The organism is Solibacillus daqui (assembly GCF_028747805.1).
Classification (GTDB): Bacteria; Bacillota; Bacilli; order Bacillales_A; family Planococcaceae; genus Solibacillus; species Solibacillus daqui.
Window position 1 is genome coordinate 395,183 of sequence record NZ_CP114887.1, and the last position, 18,091, is coordinate 413,273.

At 37.7% G+C, this 18,091-nt stretch carries 18 protein-coding genes; 9 read left to right on the forward strand and 9 right to left on the reverse strand.

The genetic code is table 11. The features are described 5' to 3' along the window. The first annotated feature begins 3 nt into the window (after positions 1-3). Positions 4-552 carry an RNA polymerase sigma factor gene (locus O7776_RS01900; protein WP_274308972.1) on the forward strand — a complete coding sequence of 183 codons (549 nt, stop codon included), beginning with the start codon at positions 4-6 and terminating at the stop codon, positions 550-552. A 1,024-nt stretch (positions 553-1,576) separates the two neighbouring features. Here O7776_RS01900 and O7776_RS01905 read toward each other — a convergent pair. The 5 genes from O7776_RS01905 to O7776_RS01925 form a co-directional block, all read right to left on the reverse strand. After that, positions 1,577-2,002: a MarR family winged helix-turn-helix transcriptional regulator gene (locus O7776_RS01905; RefSeq protein WP_274308973.1), complete on the reverse strand. Its 426-nt coding sequence runs from the start codon at positions 2,000-2,002 to the stop codon at positions 1,577-1,579. A gap of 26 nt (positions 2,003-2,028) precedes the next feature. Continuing rightward, on the reverse strand, positions 2,029-2,430 hold the full coding sequence (gene spx / locus O7776_RS01910; protein ID WP_241367445.1) for a transcriptional regulator Spx: 402 nt from the start codon (positions 2,428-2,430) through the stop codon (positions 2,029-2,031). 386 nt (positions 2,431-2,816) lie between these two features. Beyond that, positions 2,817-4,397, reverse strand: a complete 1,581-nt coding sequence (locus O7776_RS01915; protein ID WP_274308974.1) for an ABC-F family ATP-binding cassette domain-containing protein — start codon at positions 4,395-4,397, stop codon at positions 2,817-2,819. Positions 4,398-4,454: 57 nt separating this feature from the next. Further along, entirely contained in the window at positions 4,455-4,640 is a 186-nt protein-coding gene (locus O7776_RS01920; protein ID WP_241367447.1) for an SE1832 family protein, read from the reverse strand. Between the two features lie 70 nt (positions 4,641-4,710). Continuing rightward, complete coding sequence (locus O7776_RS01925) at positions 4,711-5,751, reverse strand: PseG/SpsG family protein (protein ID WP_274308975.1); 1,041 nt, start codon at positions 5,749-5,751, stop codon at positions 4,711-4,713. A 92-nt stretch (positions 5,752-5,843) separates the two neighbouring features. Here O7776_RS01925 and O7776_RS01930 point away from each other — a divergent pair, with 92 nt between their 5' ends. Together O7776_RS01930 and O7776_RS01935 are read left to right on the forward strand one after the other, a co-directional pair. Further along, positions 5,844-6,653 carry an NAD(P)H-binding protein gene (locus O7776_RS01930; protein WP_274308976.1) on the forward strand — a complete coding sequence of 270 codons (810 nt, stop codon included), beginning with the start codon at positions 5,844-5,846 and terminating at the stop codon, positions 6,651-6,653. Between the two features lie 385 nt (positions 6,654-7,038). Then, positions 7,039-7,593 (forward strand): NADPH-dependent FMN reductase, encoded by a 555-nt coding sequence (locus O7776_RS01935; RefSeq protein ID WP_241367450.1) that lies wholly within the window; start codon positions 7,039-7,041, stop codon positions 7,591-7,593. Positions 7,594-7,744: 151 nt separating this feature from the next. Here O7776_RS01935 and O7776_RS01940 read toward each other — a convergent pair whose 3' ends face one another. After that, complete coding sequence (locus O7776_RS01940) at positions 7,745-8,116, reverse strand: winged helix-turn-helix transcriptional regulator (protein WP_241367451.1); 372 nt, start codon at positions 8,114-8,116, stop codon at positions 7,745-7,747. Between the two features lie 200 nt (positions 8,117-8,316). Between O7776_RS01940 and O7776_RS01945 the strand changes: the two genes are divergently transcribed. From O7776_RS01945 to O7776_RS01955, 3 genes are all read left to right on the forward strand, one after another. Then, positions 8,317-9,537, forward strand: coding sequence for an MFS transporter (locus O7776_RS01945; protein WP_274308977.1), 1,221 nt, complete (start codon positions 8,317-8,319; stop codon positions 9,535-9,537). Between the two features lie 40 nt (positions 9,538-9,577). After that, positions 9,578-10,420, forward strand: a complete 843-nt coding sequence (locus tag O7776_RS01950; RefSeq protein WP_274308978.1) for an aldo/keto reductase — start codon at positions 9,578-9,580, stop codon at positions 10,418-10,420. Between the two features lie 173 nt (positions 10,421-10,593). Continuing rightward, entirely contained in the window at positions 10,594-11,280 is a 687-nt protein-coding gene (locus tag O7776_RS01955; protein ID WP_274308979.1) for a VOC family protein, read from the forward strand. A gap of 95 nt (positions 11,281-11,375) precedes the next feature. On the opposite strand, the gene O7776_RS01960 is transcribed toward O7776_RS01955, so the two are convergent. Continuing rightward, a complete protein-coding gene (locus O7776_RS01960; protein ID WP_274308980.1) occupies positions 11,376-12,485 on the reverse strand; it encodes an NAD(P)-dependent alcohol dehydrogenase in 1,110 nt (369 codons plus the stop codon). A 198-nt stretch (positions 12,486-12,683) separates the two neighbouring features. On the opposite strand from O7776_RS01960, the gene O7776_RS01965 reads away from it, so the two are divergent. After that, positions 12,684-13,280: a TetR/AcrR family transcriptional regulator gene (locus tag O7776_RS01965; RefSeq protein WP_274308981.1), complete on the forward strand. Its 597-nt coding sequence runs from the start codon at positions 12,684-12,686 to the stop codon at positions 13,278-13,280. Positions 13,281-13,551: 271 nt separating this feature from the next. On the opposite strand, the gene O7776_RS01970 is transcribed toward O7776_RS01965, so the two are convergent. After that, positions 13,552-15,174 carry a sensor histidine kinase gene (locus tag O7776_RS01970; RefSeq protein WP_274308982.1) on the reverse strand — a complete coding sequence of 541 codons (1,623 nt, stop codon included), beginning with the start codon at positions 15,172-15,174 and terminating at the stop codon, positions 13,552-13,554. A 107-nt stretch (positions 15,175-15,281) separates the two neighbouring features. After that, the gene (locus tag O7776_RS01975; RefSeq protein WP_274310430.1) at positions 15,282-16,007 is read right to left on the reverse strand and encodes a response regulator transcription factor; all 726 of its coding nucleotides are present in this window, start codon (positions 16,005-16,007) and stop codon (positions 15,282-15,284) included. Between the two features lie 214 nt (positions 16,008-16,221). On the opposite strand from O7776_RS01975, the gene O7776_RS01980 reads away from it, so the two are divergent. Together O7776_RS01980 and O7776_RS01985 are read left to right on the forward strand one after the other, a co-directional pair. Then, on the forward strand, positions 16,222-16,908 hold the full coding sequence (locus O7776_RS01980; RefSeq protein ID WP_274308983.1) for an ABC transporter permease: 687 nt from the start codon (positions 16,222-16,224) through the stop codon (positions 16,906-16,908). Beyond that, entirely contained in the window at positions 16,908-17,816 is a 909-nt protein-coding gene (locus tag O7776_RS01985) for an ABC transporter ATP-binding protein (protein WP_274308984.1), read from the forward strand. The genes O7776_RS01980 and O7776_RS01985 overlap by 1 nt, the downstream gene beginning before the upstream one ends. The last annotated feature ends 275 nt before the right edge of the window (positions 17,817-18,091 follow it).

The following is an 18,091-nucleotide window of genomic DNA, read 5'->3' on the forward strand; positions in this document are numbered from 1 at the left end:
CAAATGAACGAATTATTATCAACAATTTATGATGAATACAACCGCTACATTTACCACCTATGCTTAAAATTAACACGCAATCAAACTGAAGCGGAAGACTTAATGCAAGAAGTTTGGGTAAAAGTTGTGCGCTACGAAGAATCAGTAGCTGGAGTTGACCATGTAAAAGCTTGGCTTACAACAATTACAATGAATACATTCCGCGATCGTTACCGCAAAAATGTGCGTCGTAGCAAATACATGATGAGCCAACCTGAACAATTAGACGTACCTATTTTAGATTTGGTTCCCAATAATGAGGCTTCAACAGAGGAACTTGTAGAAAAAACAGAAATCACAAAAATTGTTCAAGAAAAAATGAGCCAATTAGAAGGCATTTATCAAAAAACATTATGGTATTTCTATGTAGATCAATTTTCATTAGCAGAAATTTCAGAGCTTATGAAAGTATCCATCGGCACAGTAAAATCTCGTTTATTCCGCGCAAAAGCTCGTTTAAAGGAAATTTTATTGGCAGACAATCATGTAGCCGATGCGATTTTACCAGCTTAATTCTTAGGACGAAAACAACAGTAAAAAGGTTCAATAAATCAATGAAAAGAAGGCGCTTTTATATACGAAAAGCGCCTTCTTTTTATATTGTTAAAGGAATATGAGCATATTTGTAGAATTAACGGCTATAATCATTGATTTGAATAAACTGTTAATGAAGGTGAGAAGGTTGAATAAAAAAGATTTATTCTTCTACTAACATTGAGCAAATATACTAACAAAAATGGATCAAGTGCAATCTACTTATTTTCGGCGGGCAACGGCATGACAGCATATTTAAAGTCAGCACCGGATTGGCTGACTTTAAATACTGCGACGAAAGCAGAGCGACAGGAGCATTACTGCTTCTGCGGGTAGTAAAATCGCGATTTTACTATCCTCGGCGCAAAGAAAAAGTCTAAAAAGGGTTTTAGACTTTTTCTTTACTGTCTTTAATGCCGCATGCAAGGCCCGCCAAATTAAAATGTTACTTTTCCCTATATAGTTAAGAGCTTAAAATGCTGCCGCTTGCTCTATCGCGAGGCGGCGGTGATGGATAAAATGTTATGCTGTTTACAATATTATATTTTTGATTAAAAGTTAGCTAAAGCAATAAAATTAGCTACTTTAATTGAGTCAAAATAATATCATTTTTGAATAGAAGTTGACATCATTCCAATAACAAAGTAAGTTTCTGTACACTTCATTAAAAAACCTTTGTAATAAAAATCAACCTTATGTTTTATAGTAGAGTGGCGCGAAGTGAAGGGGGCGACTTCTAGGGGATCAAGCGTGTGCGGAAAATCCACTCATTTGTGCCACCTTTAGAGGCACAAATGAGTTAGTTGTAGCCACGCCCCCAGAAAAGCGTCCCCCGTAACGAAGCAGAACGGACTATATTAGATACATGCACTTTATTCCAAATTTTGTATTAAATACTCATTATGAGTCCCTCTTACTTCTAATAGCTGCTTGTAGCGTATTTGTTCTATTTATTCCCTATTACGACACAAAAAAGTACGCCAGCATAGTAGCTAGCGTACTTTTATAATTTCGCGCATTTTGCAAAGATTTGTGTGAGTGTTTTAAGCTCGTCTTCGTCTAACATTCCAAACAAACTTTCAAACACCACATCGACTTGTTTTTTAGATTGAGCAAGCATTTCGACGCCAGCCTGGGTAATATGAATTTGAGAGGCGCGGCGGTCAGTTTCATTTTGCGTTTTTTCGATTAAGCCCGCTTTAAGGAGCTTCGATGTTAATACGGTAACGCCACCCGTTGTCACCTTTAACTTTTCAGCAATGGCAGAAGGTCGTTTTGGCCCCTCTGTATGAAGAAAAGCTAAAATTAAAATATGTGACTTTGAAAAACCTAATAGGTCATGGCTGTTCCATTGGTTTGCGATTTTACGTTCCAATGAGGTCAAAGTTTCAAAAAGAGCCGATATTTGATCTCGTTTTTGCTCATTCATTAGTGGTCAACTCCAAAAAGTTTTCGCTATTCTACAGCTAGCTTTTGAAGGGCATTCAGTTCAAATGCACGCACCTTACGTGGAATGAAGCGACGGATGTCCATTTCGTTATAGCCGATTTGAATGCGTTTTTTATCAAGTAAAATAGGGCTACGCAACATACGTGGATGCTGCTGAATTAAATTGTATAGTTCTTGAATTGATAATTGATCGATATCAATGTCTAAGTTTTTAAAATCGTTTGAGTTTGTTGCGATAATTTCGTCAGTTCCATCTTCTGTCATGCTTAAAATATGTTTGAACTCGGCTAATGTTAAAGGCTGAGATGTTGTACGTTTTTCAGTGTAAGCGATATGGTTTTCGTTTAACCATTTTAATGCTTTTCGTGATGAAGAACAGCTTGATTGTGTATAAATTGTAACTGGCATAATGAATTTCCTCGCTTCCCATAATTAAATATTTAGGTGATAGCTTAGCGGTAAGATATATGTTTATATTTATATCTTACTACTAAGCTATTTATATTGCAACATTTTTTTGTTGGTTTACTTTTCCATTATTGTTTACCCATTCTTTTAATAAAATATACGTTTGTGCGAATAAAAAGTTTCAAATTTAACATTACAGTTTTGTAAAGTTGGAGATAAAAGAGGGGAAACTTCAAAAAAAGATTCCGCCGCAACGTTGTGTAGCGAGCAAGGTTGTAACCAAATTTTCGGCATGGCGTTCATCGCTCATAACGTATCAGAACCACCTTACTGAAAAAATGAAAAACGCTATTTCCCTGTTACAGAAAATAGCGTTTTGTTTCATTTTATTTAAATTCGTTTAATTCTTTCGTTTCGCGTGAAGTGAACCAATCTTGTACGTTCCAGACTTTTGTTGCTAGACCATCATAGAATTCAGGCTCGTGTGATACGAGAACGATTGTGCCTTTGAATTCCTTCATAGCGCGTTTTAATTCTTCTTTTGCGTCCACGTCTAAGTGGTTTGTTGGTTCGTCAAAAATTAACCAGTTTGTTTGATCCATCATTAATTTACATAGACGGACTTTCGCTTGCTCACCACCAGACAGTGAGTTTAGTGGACGTGTAATATGGTCTGTTTTAAGACCAGCACGTGCTAATGCGGCACGAACTTGGGCTTGCTCCATAGAAGGGAACGCATTCCACACATCATCGATTGGTGTAATTTTGTCCGCTTTTACTTCTTGTTCGAAGTACGATGGCTCTAAATAGTCACCTAAAATAACTTTCCCGTCTAACGGCTGCACTTTGCCAAGCATTGTTTTTAGTAATGTCGATTTACCAACACCGTTCATCCCTACAAGGGCGATCTTTTCACCGCGCTCGATTTGGAAGGTAAGTGGCGGCAATAATGGTTTTTCTTTGTCATACCCGATGACTAAGTTTTCTGCTTCTACCACATAGCGACCTGGTGTACGTGCTTCTTTAAAACTGAATTCTGGTTTTACAGCTGTTTCAGGGCGGTCAATACGCTCCATACGGTCTAATTGCTTCGCACGTGATTTTGCACGGCCGCTTGTCGAATAACGAGCCTTGTTACGAGCGATGAAATCCTCTTGCTGTTTAATAAATTCCTGTTGTTTTTCATACGCATCGATATGTTGACGCTTGTTAATTTCCGCAAGCTCGGTGAATTTTTCATAAGTTGCCGTGTAACGCGTCATTTTTGTGAATTCTAAATGTAAGATGACATCCACAACATCATTCATGAATTCCGTGTCATGCGAAATTAATAGGAATGCGTATGGATAGTTCTTTAAATAGTTTTTTAACCAAGTTACGTGCTCTTCGTCCAGATAGTTCGTAGGCTCGTCTAGTAATAAAACTTTTGGTTTTTCTAATAAAAGCTTGGCAAGTAAAACTTTTGTACGTTGCCCACCTGAAAGAGCCGCTACGTCACGTTCTAAACCAATTGCATCTAAGCCTAAACCACGTGCAACCTCATCAATTTTCATATCTAAGCTGTAGAAATCGCCTGCGTCTAGTGCATCTTGAATTTCAGCCATTTCTTCTAATAGCTTATCGTAATCTGCATCTGGCTCAGCAAGTTCTGTAGAGATTTCATTTAAACGCTCTTCTTTTTTGTAAAGAGGTAAAAACGCGTCACGTAATGCATCACGCATTGAACGGCCTGCTGTTAATACAGTGTGCTGGTCTAAGTAACCATAGTGCGTACCCGGTAGCCATTCCACTTTACCTTCGTCGTGAATTGCTTGTCCTGTAATGATGCTCATTAATGTTGATTTTCCAACCCCGTTAGCACCAACTAAACCGATGTGATCGCCTTCAACTAAACGGAATGAAACATCTTTAAATAATGTACGGTCACCGAATGAATGACCTAAGTTTTCAACTGTTAATATTGCCATATACTAATCCTCCGAATGTTTGTAGTTTAATTTTATCCATCAAAAAACTCGCAGGCATTAAAGTGCTGCGAGCTGTTTATTTAGTTCTGCGAGCCTTGCTTCCATATTTTCTAGACGTGTTAATGCCTGTTTCACTGAATCTGCATGGCCAAGTGATTCTAATTTTTCCATATCGCCTTGAAGATTGATGTAATCCATCTTCAATTCGGCAATTTGCTGCTGTAATTGGTCCTTTGTTAGCATTGATATTTGCTCCTTTAACTAACGAAAATTCATCTTTTTTTATTGTAACATAATGCGTCTAAATTTTTCACTACATGTGCGCAAGATTATGACGAGAATATGCTAAATCGAGTAGTAAATTTTTTAAAATATCATTGTTCGTTAAAATTTCTAAAGCCCGCTGTTTGCGTACAGCACGTTCACGACGGGATTCGTGAAGTAATAGCTCCATGACAGCGTTTTGTAAAATGGACTGCTTCATTTTTCGACCTAAGCCAATGTGAATGAAGCCGTTCATTTCGCGGGCAAATGTATAGTTTAATTCCTGCTCGTGCTGGGCAGTTGTAATGCAAGGGATTCCGGCAGCAGCCACTTTGTAAGGTGTATAGTTAGCATTACAAATAATTAAATCGGCTTTCGGCATTAGGTGGAGTAGGGCATCTGGACGTTGCACGAGTTCTATATTGCGTCGGCTTAATGCCATCATTTTAAGGCTATCAATATCGTGCTTGTAATCATCATCAATGGCGATTGAAATTTTGAGTGGGATATGTAGCTGCGTTAAGTGGCGTAATGTGCGGTACGTTAAATTATTGGCATCACCGTCTTCATAAGCAATAACGATGTGAGGAAGTTCTCCTTTAATATTGCAATCTGCTGCATCATAAATTTCCTGGGCTGTTTGTTGTAAATTTGGTGGCACAGCAAATGCATAGCTACCAGCAAGCTCTTGTGGAATCGAATCCTCGTGCGGCTCACCAAATAGCGCAATAATATGGCAGTCGACAAGCTGTGCACCCACTCCAAAATCATCGAAATGGACAATTGTCGAGCAATATGGACGAATCATTTCAACTTGTTCAAGCTGTGTATCCTTGCCGTCATGGACGATCAAATCTGGCTCAAGCTCACGAATTTTATTTTTCAATTCTATGAAACGATCGAATAATACAATCGTTAAACCCGTCGTAGCTAGCTTATCAATGAGCGCTTGGTTTTCCGTTTTTACAAATAAAAAAACACTTTCATCGCGTAGGAAATTTGCGAGGGTAACGGCGCGCTCAAATGGATACATGCCTTTCGTATCACAATGTTCGATAATCCAAATAATTCTTTTCTTAGGCAATTTCATCCCATCCTTTCCACTATCTCTATAAAATATGGCGGAATATCCGAAATTATGAATATATACATTTTATACACTACGAAAAATGAGGGATAGAAATGAAGGAGATGCGTTCAGCTTTAGTAGTTGGTGCGACAGGTTTAGTCGGCTCAGCTTTAGTTAAATTATTGTGCAATAGTGACGAGTACGTTTCTGTCAATGTTATTTCGAGAAGACCACTTGATTATTTTCACCCAAAATTAGTCGTCACATTGCGTGAATTTGATCAAATTGCAGAGAGTGATATTGAGTTTGCCCACGAAGTATATTGCTGCTTAGGAACAACGATGAAAAAAGCGGGTTCAAAGGAACAGTTTGAAAAGGTAGATTTCGAATACCCATTAACAATTGCGGCGTTGGCAAAAAATCGAGGGATCGGGCATTTTATTGTCATTTCGGCAATGGGTGCAAATGAAAAGGCATTTGCGTATTATAGTCGTGTAAAGGGTAAGTTAGAAAATGCGCTCATTACGATGGACTTCCCGCAACTATCCATTGTGCGGCCATCACTCATTATAGGAGAGCGTGGGGAATTTCGTTTTGGAGAGTCTATCGGTGCAATAGCGCTAAAAATGGTGAATCCGCTGTTAGTTGGACCGTTGAAACAGGTGCGCTCAATTCCAGCCGAGCAAATTGCACGTGCGATGAAAATGATTGCACTACAAGGGGAAAAGCAAAAGGTAACGATTTATAAATCTGACGAGCTATTATCGATGGATATTCCGCCTGTAGAGAAAGTTGAGGCCGAACTAGCAGAAAAAGAGATTTCATTCAATTGGAGTAAGCTAAAAAAAGATGAGTTGCCACCGATTGACAAAGAGGTTGTATTTGATCGAAGCAAAAAAAAAGAAGCGGATAAGCGTGACTAATTTTAACTTGCTTCAGCAAAAGTCGCCTACTTCTGTAAGTGAGGGTTCAAACCCTGGCTGAATCAGGTTAAGCCCCGGCGGATGTCACAGATTTTTTAGGGGATTTTTTCAAGCGAGCTTGAAAAAATCTGGACGCAATTACGCCGAGGCGTAATTGATCTTGCTTCAGCAAATTCTTATTGTACTATAAGCAAAAAAATAGGTACAGAAGTCACAGGTTTTTAGAGATGTTTTAAAAGCAAATGTTTAAAAAAATCTGCATGGAATTGCGCAAAAATGAGTTACGACAAAAGACTGAAATTGAACATTTAGAAGCAACTCCCTATTATATTAAATCATTATTCTGATACAATAAGGGTACAATGAGTTACATGGAGGAACAAAAATGAAGATTTTACTTGTCGATGGGACGATTTTTGGTCGCAAAACCGGTGTTCTTTTAGAACAGGTTCAACAATATATCACAGCTTTAAACCCTGAGTTAGAGCTTGAAATTTTATATTTTTCAAAGCTTCAGCATCAAATTTTAGACGGCAGCCCGCTAAATGATGATATGAAAAAGATGATTCAAAAATTTGAAGAGGCGGACGCATACATTTTTGCGTCACCCATTTTCCAAGCATCGATTCCAGGTGTACTAAAAAATGCCTTTGACATGATTCCACCAAAAGCAATGCGTTACAAGCCAGCTGCAATCGTTGGTAATGGTGGGACGTACCAGCATCATTTAGTATTAGAAAATCAATTACGCCCAATTTTAGATTACTTCCGCTGCCTAGTCACACCAAACTACGTGTACACGCACGCGGATCATTTCGATAAAGACAATAATATTACTAGTGAAGATGTACACAACCGTCTACGCGAACTAGCGCGCGTGTTCGTGCAATACTGCGAAATGACAAAAACATTATCAAAACAAGCTGTGGACATTCAATAATCACCCAAATTAAAACCAGCCCCGAAACTATGATTGCGTAAATTTCGGGGCTGGTTTTGTTATGTGAATAAATGATACTTACTTATTAAACGGTTCCGCGTAACAAGCCTCTCACCATTACGAATCAATATAAAGTTTCTCAAACATAAGATTACTTCAAATGTTCATTTAAAACGTTCTCTTCTAAAACCGTAAATTTATCACCATATACTTTCGTAATGTGTTTTTCTCCCCAATCGCATAATAAGTTTAAAATACCACTCAGGCTCGATCCATACTCACTAAGCTCATACTCCACTTTCGGAGGAACTTGATTATATACGATTCTATTAATGATTCCATCTTCCTCTAATTCACGTAATTGTTGAGTGAGCATCTTTTGCGTGATATTCGGCATCAAACGCTTCAATTCACTTGTTCGTTTTTTGCCGTGTGTCAGGTGGCATAAAATTACGCATTTCCACTTCCCTCCAATCACTTCCAAGGTGGCTTCAACTGTTATATTGTATTTCTTTTTCTTCATAACTAAGTCCTCCTAAATCTATAGGCACTAAAAAGTATCTATGTTACTTTCAGGTTCCTATATCACTTTAAAGTGCGTACTTCCCATTCATTACAATATATTCGATAATAACACTTGCCCGCTGAAATGGGTAGTCCACTTATATCATGACCTTTAAGAAGGTTCATTCATACAATTTTACAATATTTGGGAGGGAACATATGTCTATCGAAAAAAAACGAAGCACATTTGCGCTTCTTGCCTTGGCCATAAGTGCATTCGCCATAGGAACTACAGAATTTATTAGCGTAGGGTTATTACCGTTAATAGCCGAAGATTTAAAAGTACCTATTACAACAGCTGGTCTCACTGTTTCACTATATGCTTTAGGAGTAACCTTCGGGGCACCTGTCTTAACATCACTCACTGCCAGGATGTCACGCAAAACTTTATTAATATCTATAATGATCATTTTTATTGTCGGTAATAGTATAGCGGCAAGTGCTACAAGTATTGGTGTATTACTAATTGCTCGCGTAATTTCTGCCTTTTCACATGGGGTTTTTATGTCGATTGGTTCAACAATTGCGGCAGATTTAGTACCTGAAAATCGACGAGCAAGTGCCATATCCATCATGTTCTCTGGGCTTACGGTAGCGACTGTTACAGGTGTTCCATTAGGGACATTCATTGGACAAAATTTCGGCTGGAGAGCAGCGTTCATTCTTATTGTTGTAGTTGGGATTATTGCTCTAATTGCAAACAGTCTTCTCGTTCCATCTAACTTAAAACGAGGGACGCGCACTGCACTACGCGATCAATTTAAATTAGTAACAAATGGTCGTTTATTACTTTTATTTATCATTACTGCCTTAGGATATGGAGGAACATTTGTAGTCTTTACTTATTTATCCCCAATACTACAGGATATAACCGGATTTAAGGAAGGAACAGTGGCTATCATTCTTCTGCTATATGGGCTAGCTATTGCTATCGGAAATATGATAGGAGGAAAGTTATCCAATCAAAATCCGCTTAAAGCATTATTTTATATGTTTATCTTTCAAGCAGTAGTTCTATTAATCTTCATGTTTACAGCACCATTTAAACTTGTTGGCTTGATTACCGTTTTCTTTATGGGCCTACTTGCTTTTATGAATGTTCCGGGATTACAAGTATATGTAGTCATGTTAGCAGAACGGTTTGTTCCGACTGCAGTTGATGTAGCTTCTGCGATCAATATAGCTGCTTTTAACATTGGCATTGCTTTTGGATCCTATATGGGAGGTGTTATTACAGATTCAATCGGATTGATTCATACCACTTGGATCGGTTCATTAATGGTTTTAGCAGCCGTTTTCTTGACTGGCTGGAGCCGAAATCTTGAAAAAAAAGATCAAAAAGTGGCTAGATTGAATAGTGAAGAGCATGAGCACTCTTAAAATACATTGTGCTCAAAAAAACATTACGGAGGAATAGATTATGTTAAACAATTTACAAGCGACAACAACATTAAATAATGGAGTCAAAATGCCTTGGTTTGGTATTGGGGTATTTAAAGTAGAGAATGGACCTGAATTAGTAAATGCCGTTAAATTTGCAATTAAACATGGTTACCGAAGCATTGATACTGCTGCAATTTATGATAATGAAGAAAGTGTTGGACAAGCCATCCATGCTGGCTTAAAGGAAACAGGAATTTCTAGAGAAGAACTTTTTATCACTTCAAAAGTATGGAATGCTGACTTAGGTTACGAATCTACCATCGACGCCTATGAAACAAGTCTAAAAAAACTTGGACTTGATTACTTGGACTTATATTTGATTCACTGGCCAGTAGAAGGGAAATACAAAGAGGCATGGCGTGCATTAGAAACACTTTATAAACAAGGAAAAGTAAAGGCAATTGGAGTGAGCAACTTCCAAATTCATCATCTTGAAGAATTAATGAAGGATGCAGAAATTAAGCCAATGGTGAACCAAGTAGAATATCATCCACGCTTAACACAAAAAAGCTTACAGTCTTATTGTAAAAAACAAGGAATCCAGTTGGAAGCTTGGTCGCCGTTAATGCAAGGTCAGCTATTGGATAACTCGGTTCTCTTGGAAATTGCGAATCAGTATAATAAGTCGATTGCACAAATTATCTTAAGATGGGATTTACAAAATGGTGTGGTAACTATTCCAAAGTCCACGAAGGAACATCGTATCGTTGAAAACTCAGATATATTTGATTTCGAGCTTTCCAAAGAGGACATGGAAAGAATTGACCAGCTAAATCAAGACCACCGAGTGGGACCTGATCCTGATAACTTTGACTTCTAATTAGAGTAAAATAAATTACCAAAGGCGCTTCCTTAAAATAGGAAGCGCCTTTGATCGTTAATAAATTATACATAAAATAATACTTTTATACCTGAAAATTCAGACTTTTGAACGGCGGTTTTATCATAAAAAAATGGTAATTTTAACGTATCAAAAGAGAAGAGGTAGATATTATGAATATTGACCACGTTACAATGTATGCTTCTAACTATGAAGCAACAAAACAATTTTATGAAACTACACTCAATTTCCCTATAACTTCAGAAGAACATAACCGTTTTACAATAACAGTAGGTAAATCCACGGTTACATTTATTAAAGCCCCGTTGGAAGAAAAACCATTCTATCATTTTGCATTTGATGTACCTTCAAATCAATTTGAAGAATCGAAGGCATGGACAAAGGGAAAATTAGAATTATCTCAAGAGCAAGGGGATGATGAAGTATACTTTGCTTTCATTGATGCTAAATCTATTTATTTTGAGGATCCTGCCGGAAACATTGTTGAATTCATTTGTCGTTTTTCAGATGCAAAACAAAGTGATGAGCCGTTTAATGCTTTTTCCCTACAAAAAGTGTCTGAGATGAGTATTGTTGTAACCGATAAATTAAAGGCCGTATCATCATTACATGAAGTATCCATCTTTGAACGTGATCGCGAAGAAATCTCAGCAGAAGGCTTATCTTTTATGGGAGAACGTGAAGATGCGACATATCTACTATTTGTAAATGAGGGACGTACATGGTTTTTCTCAAATAAAAAATCAACAGCTTATCCTGTCGAGATTTCACTAGATCATGGGGTTTCGGTTAAAATTAATGAAGAACTGGAATTAGTTAGTTCTATAAATTATTTTTAAAAAGGAAATATTGGAAGTCTATAATAAGAAAATGAAAAGTGCTAGTTGATTTTTAATCAATTAGCACTTTTTATAACAATTGTGGGAAATTAGTTTTAAGCCTTATACGTTTTGTCTAAAACTAAAATTGGTTTAATCGTTGAACCGTTTTTAGAATCAGCAAATGCTTGTTCAATTTGATCGAAATCATAAAATTTCACCAGTTTATCTACCGGGAATTGGCCATTTTTAAAGAATTGAACTAATTTAGGGATAATTAATTGTGGTACTGCGTCTCCTTCAATAACACCTTTTAAAGTTTTTGCAGGACCAACGATGTCTGTGAACACATTTAATGTTAAGTCACGTTTACCAACAGCTACAGAAGCGATTTCACCTTTTACACGTAATGAGCGAATACCAGCTAATGTTACTTCTGGAACACCAGTAGTTTCTAATGCATAGTGAGCACCTTTACCAGTGATTTCAATAATACGTGCTATTACATCTTCTTGCTTACTATTGATTGTGTGTGTTGCACCTAGCTCTTTTGCTAATTCAAGTCGACTATCATGAATGTCTACAGCAACGATAGGGTAGCATCCCGCAATTTTTGCTGCCATCATACCTGCTAAGCCTACAGCACCGGTACCGAATACAACAAAGCTTGAACCTGGTTCTGGTGCAAGTGAATTTAATACAGTTCCACTACCAGTCATGATACCGCAGCCGAAAGGTCCAAGAAAGCGTAGGTCGATTTCTTTATCTACTTTAACAGCATTACCTTCAGAAACTGTGGCGTAAGTAGCGAATGAAGATTGTCCAAAGAATTGAGATACATCTTGATTATTTTCTGTGTGAAGTGGCGTTTCACCGTGTTTATTTTTACCACCGAAGTTTAGAGGGAGCATGTTTTCACAACCACCAGCGTTACCTTCTAAGCAGTTATCGCAGTGACCGCAGTAAGTGAAACCAAGTACAACATGATCTCCTGGTTGGACTGTCGTTACGTTTGCCCCAACTTTTTCTACAATTCCAGCACCCTCGTGACCAAGTACCGCTGGGTAAGGAACAGGTGTAGATTTATCTAAAACAGTTGCATCCGTATGACAAACACCCGTTGCAACGATTTTCACTAGTACTTCATCAGCTTTAGGCTCGTCTAAAATCAAAGTTTGTTGTTCGAAATCAATAACATCCGTTGTTACCATTGCTTGAATTTTCATGTTAATACCTCCTAAAAGTTGAAACGAATAAGATTCTATCGTTAAGATAGTATTATCCGCCCAGAAATAATTATAGGTAGCGGAAAATTTGCATTCAATCATTAAAAAAGTAATTTTGTATCCGTTTTCATCACCTAATTATAAGATGTACTGGTATTCAACATTATTTTAAAAGTGTCGATTTTGGAGGGTAGGTAGATGGAAAAAAAAGAAGATCGTCGCATTGAAAGGACTAAGAATCAACTTAGGCAAACATTGAAAACGCTTGTAGTAAAGAACGGTTATACGAATGTACGTGTAAAGGATATTGTAGAAAAGGCTAACTATAACCGAACGACCTTTTATGTGCATTACGATAGTAAGGACGAGCTCGCTGAAGAAATAATAGCTTTGGAAATGGAAAAATTTATTTATGAATTTTGTAAGCCAGTTCGAGATAATCCATTATTAGATTTACGTAAAATGGACGCTTCAGGTACGGATGTATTTCATTATATTAAAGAGAATCGAAGCTTCTATGATCTACTTGTGCTTGAAAATACGCTCCCAAATATTAATCAAACCTTATTAACAGAACTACAAAATATATTCCAAAACCGTATGTATTTTTTAGGGGATCAAGCTACTGAAATTAACGCACAGTACTTTATTCATTATCGCTCTTATGGGATATATGGATTTATTTTAGAATGGATTCGAAGCAGCTACGATGCAAACCCAGAAGAAATGGCAAGACGGATTATTAATCTATTGCATTATCATTCTCCACTTATGACTAAACTAAGTGATGAATAAGATGATGGTGAATTATTCATACAAGCCGTGAACGTGATGTATCTATAATACATCTGGCGATATTCTTTAAATTTAACGTCTAGATAATAACAATAAAGACCGTTTTAAGCCATATGTTTAAGCTTAAAACGATCTTTTTAATCTTGGCTCTCTTCACACAGAGATTGTTGTTTTAATAAAGTTTGGCCGTTGATTTTTGCTCTAACCAACATAGCACCAAATCAACAATGAACTTTTACCTAGCCTGTTTTTTAGAAATCATATCCGTGTTTCACAAGTGCCCAAAGTACAATATTATTTCTGTTCCGTATCCTTGTTTGCTGATGACGGAAATTTCGCCTTCATGTGCAACAGTTAATTGCTTGGCGATACTCATCCCTAGGCCCGAACCGCTTGTGTTCTCTTCAGAATTGGTTCCACGATAGTATCTCTCGAACAAATTGTCCAACGTTGCTTGGTCCATCCCATATCCATGATCACGTATCGTTACCGAAAAGCCGTGTTCACTTTCCGTTTTTACGATAATATCAATTTGGGTGTGTGGCGGATTATGTTTAATTGCATTTGAGATCATATTGTCAATTATCCGGGTAAACCATTTCGTATCAATAGGATACATAATCGTTTTTTCAGAAGCATGGAATGAAATTTCGTATGTTGTAAACTGAGGATCGTTCATAAAATGGATGACGGATCTGCGAATCGTTTCGTTTACTTCCTGAGGTTTCCGTTCTAATGGTAGCGCATTGTTTTTCAATCGGTAAGTAATGCTTAAATCGTCGATTAGTTCAGACATAAAAGTCGATTTCTCTCGAAGCGTCTTGCCTATCATCTGGAATTCTTCTTGTGACCATTGGTAAGGGGCGGATTCAAGTAAATGAGCATAGCCCTTAATAGAGGATAAGGGTGTTTTCAGATCATGAGAAACTCCGACGATCCACTCTTCTCTTGTTTGTTCAATATGTTTTCGCAGCTGTTCATTTTCTTGCAGCTCTTGTTTTAAACCTTGTAAGGAATCATTAACTTCTTGGAATAACCGATAGGAACGCTTTAGTTTGCCTCGACGATCTAATATATAGCTTCGCCCCTTAGTGTCTTGCATATCTCTATAGTTACCTTCTGCTAATTGTTGAATGAAATTAATTATATAGAGAAAAGGTCGTCCAAATCGTTTGCCATACCATAAGGATGCTAGGACTATGAACAATAATAGAGCAATACTATATAGAGAAATTGCTTTCGTCATATACTGTGGAAGTTTATCGCCAACCCCTTGTTTATCTTCAGAAGCTGAATCCACTTCAACAACCCAGGTTTGCCGTTTCGTTGGATCATAGTAGACGTACTCCTTTCCATTTTCCCTGAGTTCATCTGCTTTACTCCCTAACAAATCGTCCAGTACTAGCTCGGTATTTACCGCCTTCCCATACCCGTATTGCTGTACTCTTTGTCCATTAACATCAAATATTTGTAATGATCCATGGCTCTCTTCTAGTAAATTCGCTCCTTGCTGAGACAAATCTAGGCCATTCCATTCCTTAATCAGCCTCTCAAAAAGATGCCTGGCTTCGCTTTTTTGACCGACAACAACAAAATACGATTGTCCATCTTTCTCTTCACGGCTTAATGCAATTTCATAAGGAAAAGGCATACTCTTCTCCCAATAAGCAAGCAATGCTCCGATCTCGTATTGTGAAGGCACATCGGAGGGTAACTGCGAGGAAGCCAACACTCTACCATGAGAGTCCAACACCTGCAACCATTTCCCTTGTTTCTCTAATATAGAAAGCCATTTCGAATCCAATAACACATCGCCTTCCTCAATCGAAAATGTTTGCCAGAGTGAGCTATTGCTATCGCTAGACAAATGACGCGTTTCCGGTTCATCCTCCATTCGCAGCCCAACATATACTAAAAAAACGAGCGTCCCCACAATTAACGCTACCATAACAAAGAAAATTTGCATGATAAACGTAAGGGTAAGTCGACTGTTTATCCGATTCATAATTTGTCCTCTTTTCGGATCAATTTGTAACCGAGACCGCGTACCGTCAACAAGTATTCGGGTGTCTTCGAATCATTCTCAATTCGATCCCTGATACGTCCGATGTGTACTGTGACAGTATTGTCATCACCTATACTATTCTCTCCCCATACAGCTTCATACAACTGACTTTTCGTGAAAATTTGATTCGGATGCTTACAAAAAAATAGCAAAAGTTGAAACACTTGAGCTGGACACGCAACGGTTTTACCTTCCACCGTCAACTCACCAGCACGTTCATCTATCTGAAATCGACCATAATCATAAACAATAGAATCCGAAGTTGCATGTTTGATTCTATCTTCATCATACCGTTTTACACGACGCAACTGAGCCTTCATCCTAGCCACTACTTCCAGCGGATTGAATGGTTTCGTAATATAATCATCCCCACCCATAGCAAACCCTGTTAACTTCTCCAAATCAGAATTTTTTGCGGTAATAAATAAAATAGGAGCATCTGTCGTTTCCCTTAGAAAAGGACAAATCTCAAAACCGCTTTTATCTGGAAGCATTACATCTAGTAGAATCATGTCATACCTTTTTCTTCGGCAATATTCTAGCGCTTGGCTAGCAGTGCCCACACTATCAATTTGCCGAAATCCTTCTTTATTTAAAACGATTTGTAGCATATGTAAAATGGCCGGTTCATCATCAACCAGTAAAATTGTAGCTTCGTGCATGTTCATGTTCAAATCCGCCCCTTCCATCATAAATTATGGCCCTAATTGTACCACGAAAATACTTCATTCAAATAAACAGAACATAAACTTGAAACTCAAAAGTTTATTGAAATGTAATCGACTGTTTTCGTTTCCGTTAGATTCAATGTTTATACTCGACGAGTAGGTAAAAATTATGTAAGAAACAATTAGATTGAAACTGGAGGTAAATTGAATGATTGCTATTTGGAAAAAAGAGTTTATCCAATCGTTTCGCAGTGTATTTTCGCTCATTACGATTGCGATTTTCATTGCTGTATCGTATTACTTATCTGATTTTGTATCCAAAGCCAGTTCCATTACGGGACTTCAGCTTGCGGATGCTGGTTATGTAAGTGGGCTTGTCTTTCTTATTTATATTATGGGGTTTCTGTTTATTTTTTCTCTATTTCATGACACTATCAACCGTGAGACAGAAAGCAGAACTATCCGTTTCCTGGTTACGAAGACATCTCGATCAGCTATTATTTTTGGAAAGCTGCTTGGTATATTTTCATACTGGTTTGTTTGCTTATTTGCATCTTTCAGTATCATCGCTTTCTTTTCCCATCAATTTTATGGAAAGATGTTCGGCAACTTGTTCGTTATGTTAGCTTACATTGTCTCCTTGTGCGTGCTGATGTCTTGCCTTATTCCTAAAAGATCCATGTCAATGTTTGCTGGATTACTCGTAAGTATTGCGATTCCTACGCTTGGTATATGGAGCTTGTTCTCAGACAAGCTGTGGCTCAAAATTTTTAAATATATCACACCCTATCACTATATGCTCGAAGGTGGAAAATGGGGCTGGATCATAGTATTGCTGTTAGCTGCGGTTATGGTTGGATTTTCAATCATTAACTTGAACAGGAGGGATTTATAATGGTCGTCATCGAAACGAATAACTTAAAGAAGTCTTATCAAAATCACGAAGTTGTCCGTGGAATTAATTTAAAGGTAAACGAGGGAGAAATTTTCGGTTTCCTTGGAAGAAATGGGGCAGGGAAAACAACATTTATCAATATGCTTACTGGAATTGTTCTCCCATCTAGTGGGCAATTTCATATACTAGGTGTTCCGGACAAGCAGTTAGATCAAGTCAAACATAACGTCGGAGTTCTACCAGATTATACTGAATTTTACTCGAACGATACGGCTCTTGAACATCTTCGTTTTTTTGCCGCTCTACAAAAGCATAACGTCACTCGTCAGCAATGCCTGGATCTGTTAGAGCAGGTTGGATTAAAGGATGCTGTACATGTCAAAACCAAAAAATATTCATTCGGAATGAAGAAAAAGCTGGGTATAGCCCAAGCCGTTATTGGAAACCCAAAGCTAATCTTTTTGGACGAACCTACCTCTGGAATGGACCCAGAATCCGCACTGGAAATACAACAATTCATTCGTGGGTTAGCTAGCCAAAAGAAAACAGTATTTATGACCTCCCATAACCTAAATGAAGTAGAGAAACTGTGTAACCGTGTTGCCATTATGAAGAAAGGGATTATTTCTGGTTTAGGAACGATCGAACAATTGCAAAAACAATTTCAGTCCAGTATCGAAGTTACCATTAAGTTACTCCCTAAAAGTAATGAATCCTATCGCAGGGCTCGGGAAGAAATTCAAACGTGGACCACTATGAAAAGCTGGAGTCAGCATCATCTCACGGCTGAAGTCCGAGATGAATCTGATATTGCTGCAATCATTCATCTCTTATGCAGTAGCGGCGCCGATGTATTTGGAATTCAGACCAATCATCCTTCATTAGAGGACATTTTTATGAGCGAATGAGGTAGGTTTGGGGAGTATATCAATGGAATGATTCTCTGATAGCACCCAGCGATATGAAATAGAGTGAGATCCCTCAATTACCTATATATCCATATCCATATTCGTAATCATTTTATTTAAGGCACTAAGTAAATAATTTTTAGAGTTAATCGAAGTGGTAGCCCCCAAAAGTCATTGGACTGACTTTTGGGGGCTGCCCATTTTTGTTTAAACTAGAAGTAAGAAAATCATAAGGTAATGACAATCTTCAACAACCCAATATCCCATATAAATTA

Bases quoted from the DNA above. Each gene is read 5' to 3' on its own strand.
- O7776_RS01975 (WP_274310430.1), bottom strand. From the start codon at position 16,007: ATGCACGAAGCTACAATTTTACTGGTTGATGATGAACCGGCCATTTTA.
- O7776_RS01985 (WP_274308984.1), top strand. From the start codon at position 16,908: ATGGTCGTCATCGAAACGAATAACTTAAAGAAGTCTTATCAAAATCAC.
- O7776_RS01925 (WP_274308975.1), bottom strand. From the start codon at position 5,751: ATGAAATTGCCTAAGAAAAGAATTATTTGGATTATCGAACATTGTGAT.
- O7776_RS01965 (WP_274308981.1), top strand. From the start codon at position 12,684: ATGGAAAAAAAAGAAGATCGTCGCATTGAAAGGACTAAGAATCAACTT.
- O7776_RS01960 (WP_274308980.1), bottom strand. From the start codon at position 12,485: ATGAAAATTCAAGCAATGGTAACAACGGATGTTATTGATTTCGAACAA.
- O7776_RS01915 (WP_274308974.1), bottom strand. From the start codon at position 4,397: ATGGCAATATTAACAGTTGAAAACTTAGGTCATTCATTCGGTGACCGT.
- O7776_RS01935 (WP_241367450.1), top strand. From the start codon at position 7,039: ATGAAGATTTTACTTGTCGATGGGACGATTTTTGGTCGCAAAACCGGT.
- O7776_RS01920 (WP_241367447.1), bottom strand. From the start codon at position 4,640: ATGCTAACAAAGGACCAATTACAGCAGCAAATTGCCGAATTGAAGATG.
- O7776_RS01900 (WP_274308972.1), top strand. From the start codon at position 4: ATGAACGAATTATTATCAACAATTTATGATGAATACAACCGCTACATT.
- O7776_RS01945 (WP_274308977.1), top strand. From the start codon at position 8,317: ATGTCTATCGAAAAAAAACGAAGCACATTTGCGCTTCTTGCCTTGGCC.
- O7776_RS01940 (WP_241367451.1), bottom strand. From the start codon at position 8,116: ATGAAGAAAAAGAAATACAATATAACAGTTGAAGCCACCTTGGAAGTG.
- O7776_RS01970 (WP_274308982.1), bottom strand. From the start codon at position 15,174: ATGGAGGATGAACCGGAAACGCGTCATTTGTCTAGCGATAGCAATAGC.
- O7776_RS01955 (WP_274308979.1), top strand. From the start codon at position 10,594: ATGAATATTGACCACGTTACAATGTATGCTTCTAACTATGAAGCAACA.
- O7776_RS01930 (WP_274308976.1), top strand. From the start codon at position 5,844: ATGAAGGAGATGCGTTCAGCTTTAGTAGTTGGTGCGACAGGTTTAGTC.
- spx (WP_241367445.1), bottom strand. From the start codon at position 2,430: ATGCCAGTTACAATTTATACACAATCAAGCTGTTCTTCATCACGAAAA.
- O7776_RS01950 (WP_274308978.1), top strand. From the start codon at position 9,578: ATGTTAAACAATTTACAAGCGACAACAACATTAAATAATGGAGTCAAA.
- O7776_RS01980 (WP_274308983.1), top strand. From the start codon at position 16,222: ATGATTGCTATTTGGAAAAAAGAGTTTATCCAATCGTTTCGCAGTGTA.
- O7776_RS01905 (WP_274308973.1), bottom strand. From the start codon at position 2,002: ATGAATGAGCAAAAACGAGATCAAATATCGGCTCTTTTTGAAACTTTG.